Source organism: Rossellomorea sp. DUT-2 (assembly GCF_052665285.1).
Genome location: NZ_JBQPEO010000001.1, coordinates 627,352 through 645,821, shown reverse-complemented (window position 1 = coordinate 645,821; position 18,470 = coordinate 627,352). Strand labels below are relative to the sequence as shown.

The window sequence follows — 18,470 nt, the reverse complement described above, 5'->3', positions numbered from 1 at the left end:
ACTCGAATTAACTCTTATGTACATATTATGTATTTTAGACAAAAACTATATAATTGAATACTTTTCGTGATAAAATTTTTTAAAAATAAGTGGGGGATCATACAAAGATTCCCACTTATCAAAACTAAAGAAAAAGCGGGACATAATCCCGCTTCCTTTGTCTGTTTATCGACGTAAACCTAATTTGTTGATTAACTCACGGTAGCGTTGTACATCTTTCTTACGTAGGTAAGATAATAGATTACGACGGTGACCTACCATTTTCAGAAGACCGCGACGAGAGTGGTGGTCTTTCTTGTGAACGCGTAAGTGATCGTTCAGGTTGTTAATTTCTTCAGTTAGGACAGCAATTTGAACTTCTGGAGATCCAGTATCGTTCTCATGTACTTTGTATTCACTGATAAGTTCGTTTTTACGCTCTTTAGTGATAGCCATCCTTTTCACCTCCTAATAATTTCTTTCAAATCCCCTGTTACTGAGCAGCCGTTGGTGAATCGTGATGCCAAGCAAAGGTTCATTTCATACGCTATTTAGAATACTACTCTTTTCAACAAAAATCAAGTATAAACCTCAAATTCCCGAAAAGTAGTGGATTGCTTTGTCTTTATCTTTCTGAATTTGCGAGATTAATTCCTCTATCCCCGAAAACTTCTGTTCATCTCTAATTCTTTCATACCATTCGATATACACTTCTTCGCCATATATTGATGCATGAAAATCAAAAATGTGAACTTCGATTGATAGAGAATATTCGTCAGGATTTTTAAAAGTAGGCTTATAACCGATATTGCATACACCATCGAACCATTTATCATGAATTTTCATTCTAACAGCATACACTCCCACTTTAGGAGTAAGATAGTCGTAGGCCAACTCAATATTGGCAGTAGGAAAGCCAATTTTCCTGCCTCGCTTATCCCCGTGTATGACTGTCCCTTTCATCTTAAACGGCCTGCCCAGGAGCTGACGAACCTTCTTTACGTCGCCTTCTTTAAGGCATTCTCTTATGAACGTCGAACTTACTTTGGAGTTATCGTCTGTAAGTTTCGAAATTGTAGTAGAAGTAAACATATCGCGTGAATGGAATGGAAGTGTTTCCATCGTCCCTTTTCCTAAACGTCCATATGAGTAATCGAAGCCTGCTACTACATGCAGTGCATTGAGCCCAATGATGTATTGATCAACGAAGTCCTGAGGGATCAGACTTGCAAATTCTGATGTGAATCTGACAATAAATAAATAATCCACACCCAGTTCCTCTATAATTTCTTTCTTGTCTTCCAGAGGCGTTATGTAGTGTATATGCTTGTGCTTATGACCTAATACAACTGAAGGATGAGGATCAAATGTCATCACCGCACTACAAGCTTTGAGCTCCTTCGCTTTTTCTACTGCTGCCTTGATCACCCTCTGATGTCCTCTATGCACCCCATCGAAGTACCCTAGAGCCAAAACAAGGGATGGAAAATCATTCTTACTAATTGAATGTGGATGATGTACAGTTATCACTTTCACAGTATTTCACCTTTTTTCACTAGTCGTTGAAAAGCACTTTGACAGGCTTGATCACCCCTGGCTTGTCCGGGTGACGGCGATAAATGGCTATAACCTTGCCATGATACTCCATCACTACTTCACTCGTTTCCGGCCAATCCTCAGGCTCTTCCAAGCGTGCTCCATTCTTCACTTTCTCTGCTAATGTATCATTAATTGCCATTTTCGGCAAATGAGAAAGCCCCATTTCCAGTGGGAGAATAAGTCCTTGTAGATTCCCATTATCAACGAACTCTTTCACATCTTCTAAGGTAAAACAGTCCTCTTTCCTAAAACAGGCTGATTGTGTACGGGTAAGGGCTGACATATGAGCTGGATATCCAAGTCTATTCCCAATTTCAACAGCAAGGGTTCTCACATAAGTCCCTTTGCCACAAGCCACTTCGAATGAGAAAGCGGGATTTTTGCTGTCTAACTCATCCCAATCCTCCAGTAGTTGAAGCTTATGGATACGAACGGTTCTTGATGGTCTATCAACTTCAATACCTTGTCTTGCATACTCATATAACCGTTTACCGTTTACCTTTACCGCTGAATACATTGGAGGGGTTTGCGTAATATCGCCGGTTAAACTTCTGAGAATCTCATCAACCTCCGCTCTGGTAATCGTACGGTCCAACGCCTTCTCTACAACAGGTTCACCCCAAGCATCTTCTGTCGTAGTCGAGAAACCGAGAGTGACTTCCCCTTCATAGGTTTTTCCCGATGCTGTAATATACTCTGCTATCTTCGTCGCTCTTCCAATACAAATTGGAAGTACACCAGATACTTCAGGGTCAAGCGTGCCTGTATGGCCCACCTTTTTCGTCCTAAGGAGCTTCCTTAATTTAAATACACAATCATGTGACGTCATGCCACGGGGCTTCCATAGGGGCAGGATTCCATTCATGTTAATACCTCCACTATTATTTCTTCTATAATACAACAATTAGAAAACAAAAGGACTAATCCATTGGAATTGTCATTCCTTCCGGATCAGCCCTTTCTAGTTACTCATCTGTGTCTTTAGACTCTTCTGGTTCATCTTGAACTTTTCTTAATAAAGTTTCAATATGGTTACCATAATCAATCGATTCATCAAACTCAAAAATAATTTCAGGTGTTTTGCGCAGACGGATTCGCTGTCCTACTTCAGAACGGATGAACCCTTTTGCCTTCGCCAGACCTTTAAGCGTGTTTTCTCTTTGGTCTTCTCCACCTAGAACGGTAATATACACTTTTGCCTGTTGTAAATCACCAGTTACCTGCACGTCTGTAACTGTCACAAAGCCAATGCGTGGGTCCTTTATTTTTCGTCCGATAATATCGCTGAGCTCTTTCTTCATTTGCTCGCTAACACGATTCGCACGATGGCTCATCAATATCACCTCTTATATATCGTTAATGGTTATATGTTGGAACATAAGCAACTCTCTATAACGACTCGATTTGGGTCTCCAGTCTCTCCCACTCCGGAAAAGAATCAATGAATTTCAATGCATGCTCTATTTCTCTTTCACTGGCTCCTTTGGAAGAAGCGACGGTGACGATGGCAATCCTGGTTCGTTGCCATACATCCTGGTGTCCGATTTCAGAGACAGATACATTAAATTTTTGTTTTAGGCGTGACAAGACCCTCTGCAGGACCGCCCGCTTTTCTTTTAAAGAGTGAGAATCATAAATCATGCACTCACATTCAACATATGTGATCATTTACGTGTAATTTCCTCCATGATGAAGGCTTCGATTACGTCGCCCTCTTTCACATCGTTAAAGTTTTTAATCGTAATACCACATTCGTAACCTTTGGCTACGTCTTTAGCGTCATCCTTAAAACGTTTAAGGGCATCCAGTTCACCTTCAAAGATAACAATTCCATCACGAATTAGACGAACGCCGCTGTCGCGAGAAATTTTACCTTCTGTTACATAGCTTCCCGCAATAGTACCAACTTTAGACACTTTAAATGTTTGACGAACTTCTGCTTGACCAATGATTTTTTCTTCGAATTCAGGGTCCAGCATCCCTTTCATAGCAGCTTCAATTTCCTCCATTACCTTATAGATAATGCGGTGTAATCGAATTTCTACTCCTTCAGCATCAGCCGTACGTTTCGCATTTACATCAGGACGAACATTAAAGCCTATAACAATGGCGTTGGACGCTGCTGCCAGTGTAATATCTGATTCGTTAATCGCTCCCACACCAGTGTGGATGATACGGATATTTACACCTTCAACTTCAATTTTCAGCAATGAAGCGGCAAGAGCTTCTACCGAACCTTGAACGTCCGCTTTAAGAACAAGGTTGAGATCCTTCATTTCACCTTGTTTCATTTGTTCGAACAGGTTCTCAAGGCTTACTTTGGACTTCTCTCCCCTCTGAGCTTGCAGAGCTTGAGAAGCACGAGATTCACCAACGGAACGAGCCGTTTTCTCATCTTCAAATACAACGAAACGATCCCCTGCTTGAGGAACATCATTTAAACCTGTGATTTCAACAGGAGCAGATGGACCCGCTTCTTTCACACGGCGACCAAGGTCATTGACCATTGCACGAACACGTCCGAATGTATTTCCTACTACGATAGGGTCTCCAACTTTTAATGTCCCGTTTTGAACAAGTAAAGTCGCTACAGATCCCCGGCCTTTGTCTAATTGTGCTTCAATTACCGTACCTTGAGCAAGGCGATTCGGATTTGCTTTAAGCTCTTCCACTTCACTGACAAGAACGATCATTTCAAGTAAATTATCGATTCCTTCTCCTGATAATGCAGATAGTGGTACGAAGATTGTATCTCCACCCCATGCTTCAGGAACCAGTTCGTATTCCGTGAGTTCTTGCATTACACGATCCGGATTCGCAGCTTCTTTGTCCATTTTATTAACGGCAATGATAATTGGAACTTCAGCAGCTTTGGCATGGTTGATTGCTTCGACTGTTTGAGGCATGACCCCATCATCAGCAGCAACAACAATGATCGCAATGTCGGTTACTTGAGCACCGCGGGCACGCATCGTTGTGAAGGCAGCATGTCCAGGAGTATCAAGGAAGGTGATCTTCTTTTCATCGACTTCTACTTGATAAGCACCGATATGCTGAGTGATTCCTCCAGCTTCTCCTGCCGTTACTTTCGTGTTACGGATGGAATCAAGCAGAGTTGTTTTACCGTGGTCAACGTGACCCATGATTGTCACAACAGATGGACGCTCTACTACTTGTTCTTGTGTATCTTCAGTGAAGTATACTTCAAGATCAGTGGCATCTACTTTGATCTCTTCCTCTACTTCGACTCCATATTCTCCTGCAATCAGCTCAATTGATTCTTTATCAAGTTCTTGGTTTATTGTTGCCATGACACCAAGCATGAATAGCTTTTTAATGATTTCAGACGGCTCTTTGTGAAGCTTTTTCGCGAGCTCTGAAACTGTCAATGAATCTGAAAACGTAATTTTTGAAGGAAGTTCTTTTTTCTTGGCAGGCGGCTGTTGCTGTGGAGCCTGTTTGAAATTTTTATTTTGCCTGTTTTGTTTGTTATTTTTGTTTTTGTTGTTGTTATTATTATTATTATTGAAGACCTTCTTCTCCTTTGATTGGTGCTGTTGTTCGTGTTTTTTTCCTTCACGACTTTTCGGTGCTGATTTTACTTTTTCCTTGTTAGGAGCTTCATCTGTCTTTGATGCATTTGTCTTGGAATCCTTTTGGCTAGGTTTCTGACTGCCTGAATCCCCTTTGTACATCGCGTCTAATTTAGTTACTGCGTCGTCTTCTATAGTTGCCATATGGTTTGATACCTCAATATTCAGTTGCTTTAATTTTCCGATAACATCTTTGCTTGAAACATTGTATTTTTTTGCATATTCATAAACACGCATCTTGCTCATATGTTCACCCCCACTGAGATTCATCGAGCAGTTCGGATAATTTCCCGGCAAAGCCTGCATCCATTATAGCCACCACTACCCTGGCTTCTTTTCCAATGGCCAGGCCCAAATCGTTTCTGCTTTCCACCAAGCTAACCGGGACATTGTAGGATTTACATTTGTCCGTGATTTTCTTGTACGTATTAGCAGAAGCATCTTTGGAAAGAATGACAAGTTTTGCTCGTCCACTACGAACTTCTTTAATAACAAGCTCTTCACCTGAAATAATCTTACGTGCCCGATTCGCCAATCCTAAAAGTGACATCCAACGATTTTGTTTCATACGCTAAACGTTACTCCTTCTCCACAAGGCTAATCAATTCATCGTAAAGAGATTCATCTATTTTCGCTTGTAATTGATTGGCTAATGTATTTTTCTTTTTTGCTTGTAAAATGATGTCTTTATCCTTGGAAAGATAAGCTCCACGCCCTGACTTCTTACCCGTTGGATCGATGGAAACCTCCCCTTCTTTCGAGCGGACAATCCGTATCATTTCTTTCTTCGGTTTCATTTCACCCGTTGCCACACATTTACGCAATGGGATCTTCTTATTTACACTCATCTGACTCACCTCTTAATCTTGATTATCAAAATCAATATTTAAAGGCTCGTTATCATACTCTTCCTCTTCATCTTGAGGAAGGAATGACTCTTCTCGAGGATATAATCCCTGGTCACGAGCGTCTGTTTCACTCTTGATATCAATCTTCCAGTTTGTCAATTTGGCTGCAAGACGGGCATTTTGGCCACGTTTACCTATTGCAAGTGAAAGTTGATAATCCGGAACAACTACTCTTGTCGCTTTATCAACTTCATTCACCTGTACATCCAGCACTTTCGATGGACTTAAAGCATTGGCTACGAATGTCACAGGATCTTCTGACCATTGAACGATGTCAATTTTTTCACCTTTTAATTCGTTTACGATTGCCTGTACACGTGCACCCTTGGTTCCCACGCAAGCTCCAACGGGATCTACTTCGGAATTTTCTGCATGAACAGAGATTTTAGAGCGATCTCCGGCTTCACGTGCAACAGATTTGATTTCTACCGTTCCATCAAAGATTTCAGGAACTTCGATTTCAAATAACCGCTTCAGTAATCCGGGGTGTGTTCTTGAAACAAAGATTTGAGGACCTTTTGTCGTCTTCTCAACTTTTGTAATAAACACTTTAATACGATCATGAGGTTTATATGTTTCATTTGGCATCTGCTCGCTCACTGGTAAAAGCGCCTCAATCTTGCCAAGTGCCACATAGATAAAGCGGTTGTCCTGACGTTGAACGATACCTGTCATGATATCTTCTTCGCGATCCACAAATTCGGAATAGATAATTCCTCTTTCAGCTTCTCTTACTCGTTGGGTAACAACCTGTTTAGCTGTTTGTGCCGCGATACGGCCAAAGTCCTTTGGAGTAACTTCCAACTCCACAACGTCTCCAACCTCGTAGCTAGGGTTAATTTCCCCGGCGTCTTCGACAGAAATCTCAAGGCGGGAATCAAATACTTCGTCTACAACTTCTTTACGAGCGAAAACTCTCATCGTACCCGTTTCAAGGTTAAGGTCTACACGGACATTTTGTGCTTGGTTGAAATTTCGTTTGTAAGCCGACACAAGTGCAGCTTCAATTGCTTCAATGATGACATCTCTTGCAATGCCTTTCTCTTTCTCTAAAACAGTAAGAGCATCTAATAACTGAGTGCTCATGGTGGTTTCATCCCCCTTTATATTGCGGTTAGTTCCTATGAAAATGTAACAGCTAATCGTGCGATCGCTATCTTATCTGTTGGAATTTCAACCTTCTTTTTTCGAGTCTTAATGGTTACTTCTAATGCTAATTGGTCTGAAGTATAGGAAAGAAGTGTGCCTTCGAAGGCCTTTTCACCGTTCAACGGCTCATATGTTTTCACATAAACGTTTTTGCCGATGGCTTTCTCGAAGTCCTTTTCTTTCTTTAAAGGACGTTCAGCTCCGGGTGAAGAAACTTCTAAAAAGTAATTATGAGTAATTGGGTCAATTTCATCTAACTTTTCACTAAGTCTTTCACTTACTATTCCGCATTCTTCAATGTCAACACCTGAATCTTTGTCGATAAATACACGAAGAAACCAATTGGATCCTTCTTTCACATATTCCATATCGATGAGTTCTAATGACATGTCGTCTAAGATTGGTGTAACAAGTTCTTCTACAAGTGTTGTTATTTTGCTCATACTTACCTCCTGGTCTATATGAAAATCTTGCACCAAGACTAGAAATGATAGTTCAAAAAATCTCCATGTAATAACGAAAGAGTGGGGTGCGACCCCACTCTTCTACCTTTAGAGCTATCTTTAGTATTTCCAATAAAAATATACCATAATCAACATTTTTATGCAAACAATTCCCATGGTATCAGCTTAGAACAGGGATAATTGGTTCTTATCCGGCAAGGCTTCCAAGCAGCCGTGATTGTCCAGGTACTCAATGATTGTCTTGGAGACGCGACCTCTTTGTTGAAGATCTTCTTTAGAGAGAAACTCCCCATTCTGTCTTGCATTCACAATATTGATGGCCGCATTCGTCCCAAGGCCGGGAATCGAATTGAACGGTGGAATCAATGAATCTCCATCAATCACAAATTCAGCGGCGTGTGAACGATACAGATCTACCTTTTGAAACTTGTAACCCCGCTCACACATTTCAAGGGCCAACTCCAGTACCGTTAACGTGTTCTTTTCTTTCGGAGATGCATCCAGGCCTTTGCTGTTGATTTCTTCTATCTTAGCCCTGACTGCCTGAGATCCCCTCACCATTGCTTCAATATCGAAATCCTCTGCACGAACGGTGAAGTAAGCTGCATAGTAAAGAAGAGCATGATGCACTTTAAAGTAAGCAATACGAACAGCCATTAATACATAGGCAGCAGCATGGGCTTTCGGGAACATGTATTTGATCTTCAGACAAGAATCAATATACCAATCCGGTACCCCATTCTTTTTCATCTCTTCTACCCATTCATCCTGCAGTCCCTTCCCTTTACGTACAAATTCCATGATTTTAAAGGCAAGTGAAGGCTCGAGTCCTTGATAGATGAGATAAACCATAATATCATCACGACAACCGATTACTTCGCTCAGATTACAAATGTTATTATGAATAAGCTCTTGTGCATTGCCAAGCCATACATCAGTACCATGTGAAAGGCCTGAAATTTGAACAAGCTCTGAAAATGTCGTCGGTTTTGTATCCTCAAGCATTTGACGAACAAATCGTGTACCGAATTCCGGGATTCCGAGTGTACCGGTCTTACACATGATTTGTTCCGCCGTCACTCCGAGCGGTTCCGTTCCACTGAAGATTTTCATCACTTCAGGGTCATCTGTCGGAATCGTCTTCGGATCGACACCTGATAAATCCTGAAGCATACGAATAACGGTTGGATCATCATGACCAAGAATATCAAGCTTCAAAAGATTATCATGAATGGAATGGAAATCAAAGTGTGTTGTTTTCCATTCCGAGCTTGAATCATCAGCAGGAAATTGAATGGGTGAGAAATCGTAGATATCCATATAATCAGGTACTACGATGATCCCTCCAGGATGCTGTCCGGTAGTTCTTTTCACTCCGGTACATCCACTTACCAATCGATCGATTTCTGCTCCGCGGATTTGCAGCTGATGATCATTGGCGTATCCTTTTACATACCCGTAGGCGGTCTTTTCCGCCACAGTACCGATTGTACCTGCCCGATATACATTATCTTCACCGAACAGAACCTTCGTATAGTTATGGGCGTTAGGCTGATATTCACCCGAGAAGTTCAAATCGATATCAGGAACTTTGTCTCCTTTGAATCCAAGGAATGTTTCAAACGGAATATCATGACCATCCTTCTTGTATGGAATTCCACAATCAGGACAATCTTTATTGGGCAAATCAAACCCGGATCCTACCGATCCATCATCAAAGAACTCGGATTTCTTACAAGATGGACATACATAGTGGGGGGATAAAGGATTCACTTCCGTTATTTCTGTCATTGTTGCAACAAAAGAAGACCCTACTGATCCCCGGGATCCTACCAGGTAACCATCATCCAATGACTTTTTCACGAGTTTATGTGAAATTAAATAGATGACTGCGAACCCATGCCCGATAATACTCTTTAATTCCTTTTCGAGCCTTGCTTCTACAATTTCAGGAAGGTTCTCTCCGTAAATGCTTTTCGCCATGGCATAACTCATGCGACGCATCTCTTCATCAGCGCCTTCAATTTTAGGCGTATATAGATCATCTCTGATTGGTTTAATGACATCTACAAGATCGGCTATTTTGTTGGAGTTATCCACAACAATTTCCTTCGCTGTTTCTTTCCCTAAGAAAGAGAATGCATCCTGCATTTCATTCGTTGTTCTAAAATGAACATCAGGAAGTTCGTGTCGGTTCAACGGATTCGCCCCGCCTTGAGAGCCAACGAGAATCTTTCGGTAAATCTTGTCGTTTTCATTTAAGTAATGCACGTTACCGGTAGCCACTACCGGTATATCCAATTTCTTACCAAGATCCACAATGTTTTTTATGATATCTTCAAGGTTTTTCTGACTTTGAACCAAATCCAACTCGATTAAATGTTGATAGACTTCTTTTGGATGAACTTCCAGGTAATCATAAAATTGAGCCTTTTCCTCAACTTCTTCTTTCCCTTTCTGCATCATCCCTTCAAACACTTCGCCTTTGTCACAGCCTGAACCTACTAGAATTCCCGTTCGATACTTTTGAAGCTGGGAGCGGGGAATTCGCGGAACACGGAAAAAATAATTCATGTGAGAAATGGATACTAGTTTATAAAGGTTCTTTAAACCTTCTTCCGTTTGGGCAATCAGCGTGCAGTGATAGGGTCTTGACCGTTTGTATGCATCACCTTTCCCCATGTAATCATTGAATTGATTATGATTGGTGATTCCTTTTTCAACGGCATCCTTCAGCATTTTCAATAACAAATATCCAGTTGTTTCCGCATCATAGATCGCTCGGTGATGCTGGGTCAGTTCAATATCAAATTTCTTGGCTAACGTATTTAAACGATGATTCTTGAATTGAGGATACAGTAGTCTGGCAAGCTCCAGCGTATCGATGACAGGATTAGTCGCTTTAGGCAGTCCTGCTTTTTGATACCCTGCATTTAAGAAACCCATATCAAAGGAAGCATTATGTGCAACTAATATATCTTCTCCTGCCCATTTATGATAGTCGTGAAGAACATCGTTTATTTCAGGTGCCGTTTGCACCATATCATCAGTAATACCCGTTAATTCAATGGTTGTAGCGGATAAAGGATGATGAGGATTGGCAAACGATTCAAATTTATCGATGACCTCACCATCTTTGATTTTCACCGCAGCGAGTTCAATGATGGTGTCGTAAACGGCCGAAAGTCCGGTTGTTTCAACATCAAAGACAATATAAGTACTATCTTCTAAAGGAAGATCCCGGTCGTTATAGGCAATTGGAACCCCATCATCAACAAGATTGGCTTCCACACCATAGAGAAGTTTAATATCGTTCTTCTTGCTTGCGCTATATGCTTCCGGGAAGGATTGTGCAACGGCATGATCCGTTATCGCAACCGCTTTATGCCCCCATTTTTTTGCTTGGCCAACAAGGCTTGCCACTGAAGAAACGGCGTCCATCTGACTCATTGGAGTATGCATGTGAAGCTCCACCCTTTTTTCATCAGCGGGAGCAGTATCCAACCTCAGAACCGGTTTGATTTCATTCACATCGTTGGCGATCATCACCAGGTCACGCACGAATGTATCATTTTGAATGCTTCCACGACAGCGGACCCACATACCTTTTTTCATATTGTTCATGATAGCAGCGTCCTCTTTGTCCCTCGAGAACATTTTGACCAGGATCGAACTTGAGTAGTCTGTAACTTTAAATGTTAATAAAGTACGACCGCTACGTAATTCACGTGTTTCACAATCGAAAACATATCCTTCAATCGCAATCCGTCGTTCTTCGTCATAAATCTCTTCAATCTTCCGGAAGTCAGCATCGTCTTTAATCGTAAGACCAAGCATGAATGGACCGCTGGGTGCACCACTTGCTTCCTCTTTTTCAGCCTTTTCCATTTCAATAAGGGCTTGTTTGGCTCTCTCTTGATCTTCTTTAAGCTTTTCTTCTAAAAATTTCTCATACTCATTGCTTTGTTCCTCTACTTGACTTACCTCTGCATCCAATACTAGTTTAGGAAAGCCAAAGTTCTCGAAAGTAGAGGTGATCATTTCACCGTATTTTCTTTTTAACTGTGTTGCTTCTGTATCATTGGAAGCAACCACAATAATTTTATTTCCATTGATTTTCGGCTTTTGAGTATTTAATAATTTTAATAATGGCGGCGATATACCTTGAATTTCTTTCACACACTCCTGCCAATAGTCTAGAATCTGCTGATCTGATATCTGGGTATTCACCACTTTTACCGTAAATCCTACGTTTGCAATATGTTTAAAGGATGTTTGCAGTGCGATTGAAAATTTACTCCACACGTTACAAGGAATGATTTCCTCGAATGTAAAGTAAAAATGCCATTTCTTCTCCTTGCGAAACACCGCTAATTTTTCAATTTCAGCGTTTGGAAAGTATTTTACAAAGGCATCCTCTGTTAACCCTAATTGCTTTAGCAACAGCTGAAACCTCTCTCTTTTGCCCAGGGGCTTTTCTTCCATGATCCTTCTCCCCCATTTCTAATCGTGTTATTTACAGTAGAAAAAGGGCTGACAGCTAAGGATTGCCTCCTTTAAAGTCGAGCCCTTTTCTTTTTAAGAAAGAGTCTTGTATAATTCTTGCAGTTTTGGTAGAAGCTCGTCCTTATGAACTTCCAGCATCTCACCTGTTCTTCTTACTTTCACTTCAACGATGCCTTCCCCTGCTTTCTTTCCGACCGTTATACGAATCGGAAGTCCAATCAGATCAGAGTCAGCGAATTTAACGCCTGGACGCTCAGCCCGATCATCCATTAATACATCATAACGATTTTCTATAAATGTGTCATATAGTTCGTTAGCAAGTATAGCCTGTGATTCATCCTTCATATTAATCGGAATTAAATGAAGGTCATATGGTGAAAGATTCGTCGGCCAAACCAGACCATTGTCATCATTAAATTGCTCTGCAACTGCTGCAAGGGTACGAGAGACACCTATTCCGTAACAACCCATGATAATCGACTGAGATCGGCCATTTTCATCCAAGAATGAGCTGCCTAATGCGTCTGAATATCTTGTCCCCAGTTTGAATACATGTCCGACTTCAATTCCTTTTGCGAAAACTATCGTACCATTTCCGTCAGGAGAAGGGTCACCTTCTTGAATGAAGCGTAGATCTGCGTATTGAGAAACCTCAAAATCACGTTCAGGGTTCACATTTGTGAAATGGTAGCCTGCTTCGTTTGCTCCTGATACACCATTTCGAATGTATTTAACTGCTTGATCAGCAATGATTTTCACGTCTTTATCTAATGAACAAGGGCCAATTGATCCGATTTCACATCCGATGATCTCTTTCGTTTCTTCGGCTGATGCCAATTCAACTACACTTGCATTTAGAAGGTTCTTCACTTTGATATCGTTAATATCGTGATCACCTCGGGATAATACCAGTACATAATCATCATCTACCTTAAATAGTAGCGACTTCACACATTGAGCTTTCTCGATAGATAGAAAAGAGGAAACTTCTTCTATCGATTTACTCTCTGGTGTTGATACCTTTTCTAATTCAAGCATATCTTCAGACGATTGAGTATAGGAATCCACTACTTCAGCCATTTCGATATTCGCTGCATAACCGGAATGATCGGAGTATGCAATCGTATCTTCGCCGACCTCAGATAACACCATGAATTCATGTGTATCCTTACCACCCATTGCTCCAGAGTCAGCGATAACTGCTCTGAAATTGAGCCCGCATCGGTTGAATATATTTGAATACGCCTCAAATAATGCATTGTATGTTTCGTCCAGGCTTTCAGAAGAAGAATGGAATGAATAGGCATCCTTCATAATGAATTCCCTTCCTCTAAGGAGTCCAAAACGTGGACGCTTTTCATCACGGTATTTAGTTTGAATTTGATACATCGTGAGGGGTAGACGTTTATAGGATTTAATTTCGTCCCTTACTAAACTTGTAATCACTTCCTCGTGTGTTGCTCCAAGGGCAAATTCACGATCATGGCGATCATGCATTCTCATTAATTCAGGTCCATACGTTCCCCAGCGTCCCGATTCTTTCCAAAGCTCGGAAGGTTGCAGGGCAGGCATGAGCATTTCAACAGCACCTGCTGCATCTAATTCTTCACGAACTATCTCTTCCACTTTTTTTAATACTTTATTTCCTAATGGCAAAAAACTATAAATACCACTTGCATTTTGTCTTATAAATCCTGCCCTCAAGAGAAGCTGATGACTCTTAATTTCTGCATCAGCTGGTGTTTCTCTTAAAGTAGGGATGAATGTATTACGCTGCTTCATCTATTAGCACCTCAGTTACCATATATATTATTTATGTAATGTGTGAATTTCCTTTTCACTATTTTATCTTAAATCAACAGGCAGTGACACCCTCATTTTTTGATTCTGGAGGGAGAAACTGCCTGTTCATGATTCATGCATCATATTTTATAAGAAAAATCGTTGAATGTCGTTCCATGTAACAACGAGCATGAGAACCATGAGAAGGGCAAACCCGACAAAATGGACCATTCCTTCCATTTGGCGATCCACCGGTTTTCCTCTTACCGCTTCAACTGCGAAGAACAGGAGTCTGCCTCCGTCAAGGGCAGGAATTGGCAGAAGGTTCATAATTCCCAGGTTGATACTTAAGATGGCTGCCCATCTCATCAGGTAGAATATACCTGATTTAGCCACAACATCCGTTGACTGATAGATTCCGACCGGTCCTGATAACGCATCGATCGAGAACTCACCGGACACAAGCTTTCCTAATAGAACAAAAATCATTTTGGTCCATTCATACGTTTGCTGTGCACTATTGGTCACCACTTTGAGAGGCGACTTTTCAACAGGACTATGAACACCAATGATCCCTATTTCTTCCCCTTCTATTTCTTGAGGTTTTGGGGTGACTGGAATCTCTGTGTTTGAGCCATTACGATCAACATTAAACCGCAGCTCATCCCCTGGGTGCTTCTGTATGATGGTGACAATATCATCCCAGGTCGAAATCTCTTTACCGTCTATACTTAAGATCACGTCATTTTTCTGAAGGCCGGCTTCTTTTGCCGCTCCATCTTCTGTGAGTTCTCCAAGTACAGGATCATTCGTAGGAACCCCTTGCAATAAGCCTACAAGGATGAAAATGAAGAAAGCTAAAATAAAGTTAAATAGAGGCCCGGCAAAAATAGCCATCGCCCGTTGGGGTAGTGACTTAGATGCAAATTGTCGATCCCAGGGAGCGATTTGTGTCTCGACACCATCTTCAATGAATACAGCGTCCCTGGAGATCAAAAAGGTTTTCAGTTCCTCCCCGTCTTCTTCGTATCCACGAATATGCAGTCTGTGCTCCAAATCCGCTTCTTCTACCTCAATGACACGAATGTTCGGATAGCGATCTTTGTTATTTAAGACAATTTTTTTTATTTTTTCATCCTGATCGAGTACAAGACCAACCCGATGCCCGGCCTTTAGCTCAACCATTTCCGGATCTTCACCGGCCATTCGGACAAAGCCCCCAAGAGGCAATAAGCGAATCGTATAGGTTGTTTCATCCTTTTTGTATGAAAACACTTTAGGACCAAACCCTATTGCGAATTCACGGCATAAAATGCCTGCACGCTTCGCGAAAATTAAATGTCCAAGCTCATGAAAAAATACTAAAGCTCCAAAAATAACAACAAAGGCAATCACCGTTTGCAAATAAAAAACCACCTTTTTTATAACCTGTTGGTAACAGATCTAAATGTTTGAAGTAAGCGTAAGAAACATGTCCACTATCATACTACGTTCTAGAACATGTAAACATGCCCAAGTACTCTACAACCAGCTTGAAACAAGTTGTCGAGTCTGTTGATCAATCTCATGTATGGTTTCAAGATCTGGTCTATGTATCACTTGATGAGTAGACATAGCCTTCTCAATATACGCTTCAATGTCCAGGAAAGATATCTTGTTTTCCAGGAACATGGAAACTGCCGCTTCATTTGCAGCATTAAGTACCGTCGTCATACTGCCGCCGATCCTTCCTGCTTCATAGGCAAAAGCAAGACAGCGGAAACGATTTAAATCCATCTCTTCGAAATGAAGCTTACCCATTTCGACTAAATCCAATCTCTTACCTGGTCTAATAAGTCTGTCCGGATAGGTTAAAGCATATTGAATCGGAACACGCATATCAGGAGTACCTAATTGAGCCATCACAGATGAATCATGGAATTGAATCATGGAGTGGATGATGCTCTCTCTATGCTGCACCACCTCAATTTGGTCATAAGGAATATCAAATAACCAATGTGCTTCGATGACCTCTAACCCTTTGTTCATCATTGAAGCAGAGTCGATGGTAATCTTTGCTCCCATTGACCAGTTAGGATGATTCAAGGCTTCTGTTACTGTGACACCCACTAAATCTTCTCTTGACCGGTCCCTGAAGCTGCCTCCGGATGCTGTAATGATCAGTTTTTCAATATTCTTTTCTTGTTCTCCCTGCAGCGCTTGGAATATGGCAGAATGCTCACTATCAACCGGCAGTAAAGTAGTATTCTTTTTCCGGGCAGCCTCCATCACCAGATGCCCAGCCGTTACAAGCGTTTCCTTATTGGCAATCGCAATCATTTTCCCTGCCTCGATGGCTTGTAATGTGGGGTGAAGCCCCACGCTTCCCAGCACTGCGTTAACGAGTACGTCCGCATCCTGATGGCAAGCAACTTCCACCAAGCCTTCTTCCCCATATAGAACCTTTACGGAAGACAATTCTTTCTTTAGTAATTCAGCATCCTCTTTTCGTTGAACAGAAATCAATTGAGGACTGAATTCAAGAATCATTTTTCTGGCTTCTTCTATATTTCTGCCAACAGACATAGCTGTCAGTTTGAATTCCTCAGGATTCTCACGGATTATATCAAGGGTTTGTGTCCCTATAGAACCGGTAGCTCCCAATAAGCTAATCTTTTTCAACAACTACACTCCTCCCGCTAAAAACCTTCTACCTTTATAAAAGAAAGTGAAGAAGGGGAAACACAAATAATAAACTATCAAAACGATCCAACATTCCCCCATGTCCAGGTAATAAGTGCCCGGAATCTTTTACTTTGTAATGTCTTTTCAAAGCTGATTCGACCAGGTCTCCAACTTGACCAAAGACAGATAGAATAGCAGTCACGATCATAAGTTTAGGAATGGACATATCAAGGTCTGTGAAAAACGTCATGATAACTCCAACTACGATGGCACAGATTATCCCGCCAACAAAACCTTCGATGGTTTTGTTCGGACTGATTTGTGGCCATAGCTTCTTTTTACCCATTGCTTTTCCGATGAAATAAGCTCCTGAGTCTGTTGCCCATATGATAAATAAAGCGTAGAAAACAAACTGTACTCCTTCATCCAAACGGATCTCCATGAAGTAATAGAAACCAATTCCTACATATAAAATGCTTAACAGAGCAAATGACACATCATCGAATGTATAACGATTCTTAGTTGCTACTGTATAGGTTAAGAAGAGCAGCACGGCAAGAAAAGCCATTTCGATCTTGGAATAGCCAAAGTCTGCTAAGATCCCGATAGCATCGGTTGGGATCAAAAATACCCACAAAAGGGCCAAAGATAATAACCCGGGAATGGTAAAAATCCATTGCCCTCTCATCTTTAATGCTTCGTATAAACTGATGGAAGCAATAAGATACATTAAAATAATAAATGGTGTTTCACCAAAAATGATGATTGGCAAAAATATCGCTGCAGCTATCACTGCTGTAATAATTCTTTGTTTCATTAGGATTCCTCGCTTTGTAACCCACCAAATCTTCTTGAACGACCTTGATATGCTTCAATTGCTTCTATTAAATGTTCTTTGCCAAAATCCGGCCACAGTACGTCTGTAAAAAAGAACTCTGTATAAGCTAATTGCCAAAGCATAAAGTTACTTAAGCGGATTTCTCCACTCGTTCGAATAAGCAGGTCTGGATCTTTTAAATCTTTCGTCATCAAGTAACTTGAAAACACTTCTTCATTCAATTCGTTCTCATCTAGTATTCCATTCTGAACATCTTTTAAGACATGCTTCATTGAATCAATAATTTCTGAGCGGCTGCCATAATTTAAAGCAAAGTTTAATATCAGACCGTCATTATTCTCCGTCGCTTCCATCGCCTTAGTGACGGCTCTCTTAGTGTGGGTCGGCAAGGCATCAGGAGAACCCATCATTTTCACCTGAACGTTCTCTTCTACTAGTTCAGGTAAAAAGGTTCCTAGAAATTCTTCTGGCAACTTCATAAGAAACTCAACTTCCATTTTTGGACGTTTCCAATTCTCAGTTGAGAAAGCATATAGAGTTAAAGCTTCTACACCTAATTCGTTTGCCAATTTGGTTATTCTTCTGACACATTTCATACCTTCATGATGTCCAGCGACTCTTGGCAAGGCTCTTTTTTTTGCCCACCGTCCATTACCATCCATAATTATAGCTATATGACCCGGAATCGGGTGTTTGACTAATTCTTGAAATCGATCATCCACTTCTTCGGAAGTTTGCTGTCTTTTCCATTGCTTAAGCTTGTTTAGCATAAAAATCCTCCACCAACAATCCAAAAAATAATATTTACCTTTACTATCATATCAAAAAACAAGGAAGATATCTTCAAGAAAATAGATTATGTACTTTCATATATGTATTTTGAACGTTAAACGATGTCTTCTCTCAAAACGATAAAATCATGCAATCAGAGAAATGGAGAAGCCGGCTATCATCATAAACACTCTAAACAAGCATAAAACAAAGGGAC

The 18,470-nt window shown here is 41.0% G+C and carries 16 protein-coding genes; all 16 read right to left on the bottom strand.

Annotated elements, in window-relative coordinates; translation table 11 throughout:
- Positions 1-165: 165 nt before the first annotated feature.
- Entirely contained in the window at positions 166-435 is a 270-nt protein-coding gene (rpsO, locus tag ACOSV2_RS03315) for a 30S ribosomal protein S15 (protein ID WP_034760125.1), read from the bottom strand.
- A gap of 135 nt (positions 436-570) precedes the next feature.
- Positions 571-1,515: a bifunctional riboflavin kinase/FAD synthetase gene (gene ribF / locus ACOSV2_RS03310; RefSeq protein ID WP_428973900.1), complete on the bottom strand. Its 945-nt coding sequence runs from the start codon at positions 1,513-1,515 to the stop codon at positions 571-573.
- Positions 1,516-1,534: 19 nt separating this feature from the next.
- Complete coding sequence (gene truB, locus ACOSV2_RS03305; protein ID WP_428973899.1) at positions 1,535-2,443, bottom strand: tRNA pseudouridine(55) synthase TruB; 909 nt, start codon at positions 2,441-2,443, stop codon at positions 1,535-1,537.
- Positions 2,444-2,543: 100 nt separating this feature from the next.
- Positions 2,544-2,912, bottom strand: coding sequence for a 30S ribosome-binding factor RbfA (gene rbfA, locus ACOSV2_RS03300; RefSeq protein ID WP_113968183.1), 369 nt, complete (start codon positions 2,910-2,912; stop codon positions 2,544-2,546).
- Between the two features lie 55 nt (positions 2,913-2,967).
- Positions 2,968-3,246: a DUF503 domain-containing protein gene (locus ACOSV2_RS03295; RefSeq protein ID WP_149155542.1), complete on the bottom strand. Its 279-nt coding sequence runs from the start codon at positions 3,244-3,246 to the stop codon at positions 2,968-2,970.
- Entirely contained in the window at positions 3,243-5,417 is a 2,175-nt protein-coding gene (gene infB, locus ACOSV2_RS03290; protein WP_428973898.1) for a translation initiation factor IF-2, read from the bottom strand. Before infB ends, ACOSV2_RS03295 begins: the two co-directional genes overlap by 4 nt.
- 4 nt (positions 5,418-5,421) lie before the next feature.
- Positions 5,422-5,739, bottom strand: coding sequence for a YlxQ family RNA-binding protein (locus tag ACOSV2_RS03285; RefSeq protein WP_428973897.1), 318 nt, complete (start codon positions 5,737-5,739; stop codon positions 5,422-5,424).
- A gap of 10 nt (positions 5,740-5,749) precedes the next feature.
- The gene (rnpM, locus tag ACOSV2_RS03280) at positions 5,750-6,019 is read right to left on the bottom strand and encodes an RNase P modulator RnpM (protein ID WP_113968187.1); all 270 of its coding nucleotides are present in this window, start codon (positions 6,017-6,019) and stop codon (positions 5,750-5,752) included.
- 12 nt (positions 6,020-6,031) lie between these two features.
- A complete protein-coding gene (gene nusA, locus ACOSV2_RS03275) occupies positions 6,032-7,165 on the bottom strand; it encodes a transcription termination factor NusA (RefSeq protein WP_113968188.1) in 1,134 nt (377 codons plus the stop codon).
- A gap of 35 nt (positions 7,166-7,200) precedes the next feature.
- Complete coding sequence (gene rimP / locus ACOSV2_RS03270; RefSeq protein ID WP_428973896.1) at positions 7,201-7,671, bottom strand: ribosome maturation factor RimP; 471 nt, start codon at positions 7,669-7,671, stop codon at positions 7,201-7,203.
- Positions 7,672-7,857: 186 nt separating this feature from the next.
- Positions 7,858-12,177: a PolC-type DNA polymerase III gene (locus tag ACOSV2_RS03265; RefSeq protein WP_428973895.1), complete on the bottom strand. Its 4,320-nt coding sequence runs from the start codon at positions 12,175-12,177 to the stop codon at positions 7,858-7,860.
- A gap of 93 nt (positions 12,178-12,270) precedes the next feature.
- Positions 12,271-13,980, bottom strand: coding sequence for a proline--tRNA ligase (locus ACOSV2_RS03260; RefSeq protein WP_428973894.1), 1,710 nt, complete (start codon positions 13,978-13,980; stop codon positions 12,271-12,273).
- Between the two features lie 147 nt (positions 13,981-14,127).
- Positions 14,128-15,384 carry an RIP metalloprotease RseP gene (rseP, locus tag ACOSV2_RS03255; protein ID WP_397551684.1) on the bottom strand — a complete coding sequence of 419 codons (1,257 nt, stop codon included), beginning with the start codon at positions 15,382-15,384 and terminating at the stop codon, positions 14,128-14,130.
- Between the two features lie 117 nt (positions 15,385-15,501).
- Complete coding sequence (gene dxr, locus ACOSV2_RS03250; RefSeq protein WP_428974275.1) at positions 15,502-16,641, bottom strand: 1-deoxy-D-xylulose-5-phosphate reductoisomerase; 1,140 nt, start codon at positions 16,639-16,641, stop codon at positions 15,502-15,504.
- A gap of 34 nt (positions 16,642-16,675) precedes the next feature.
- Positions 16,676-17,461, bottom strand: a complete 786-nt coding sequence (locus ACOSV2_RS03245; protein ID WP_113968193.1) for a phosphatidate cytidylyltransferase — start codon at positions 17,459-17,461, stop codon at positions 16,676-16,678.
- Positions 17,461-18,252: an isoprenyl transferase gene (locus tag ACOSV2_RS03240; RefSeq protein ID WP_113968194.1), complete on the bottom strand. Its 792-nt coding sequence runs from the start codon at positions 18,250-18,252 to the stop codon at positions 17,461-17,463. The genes ACOSV2_RS03245 and ACOSV2_RS03240 overlap by 1 nt, the downstream gene beginning before the upstream one ends.
- Positions 18,253-18,470: the final 218 nt, after the last annotated feature.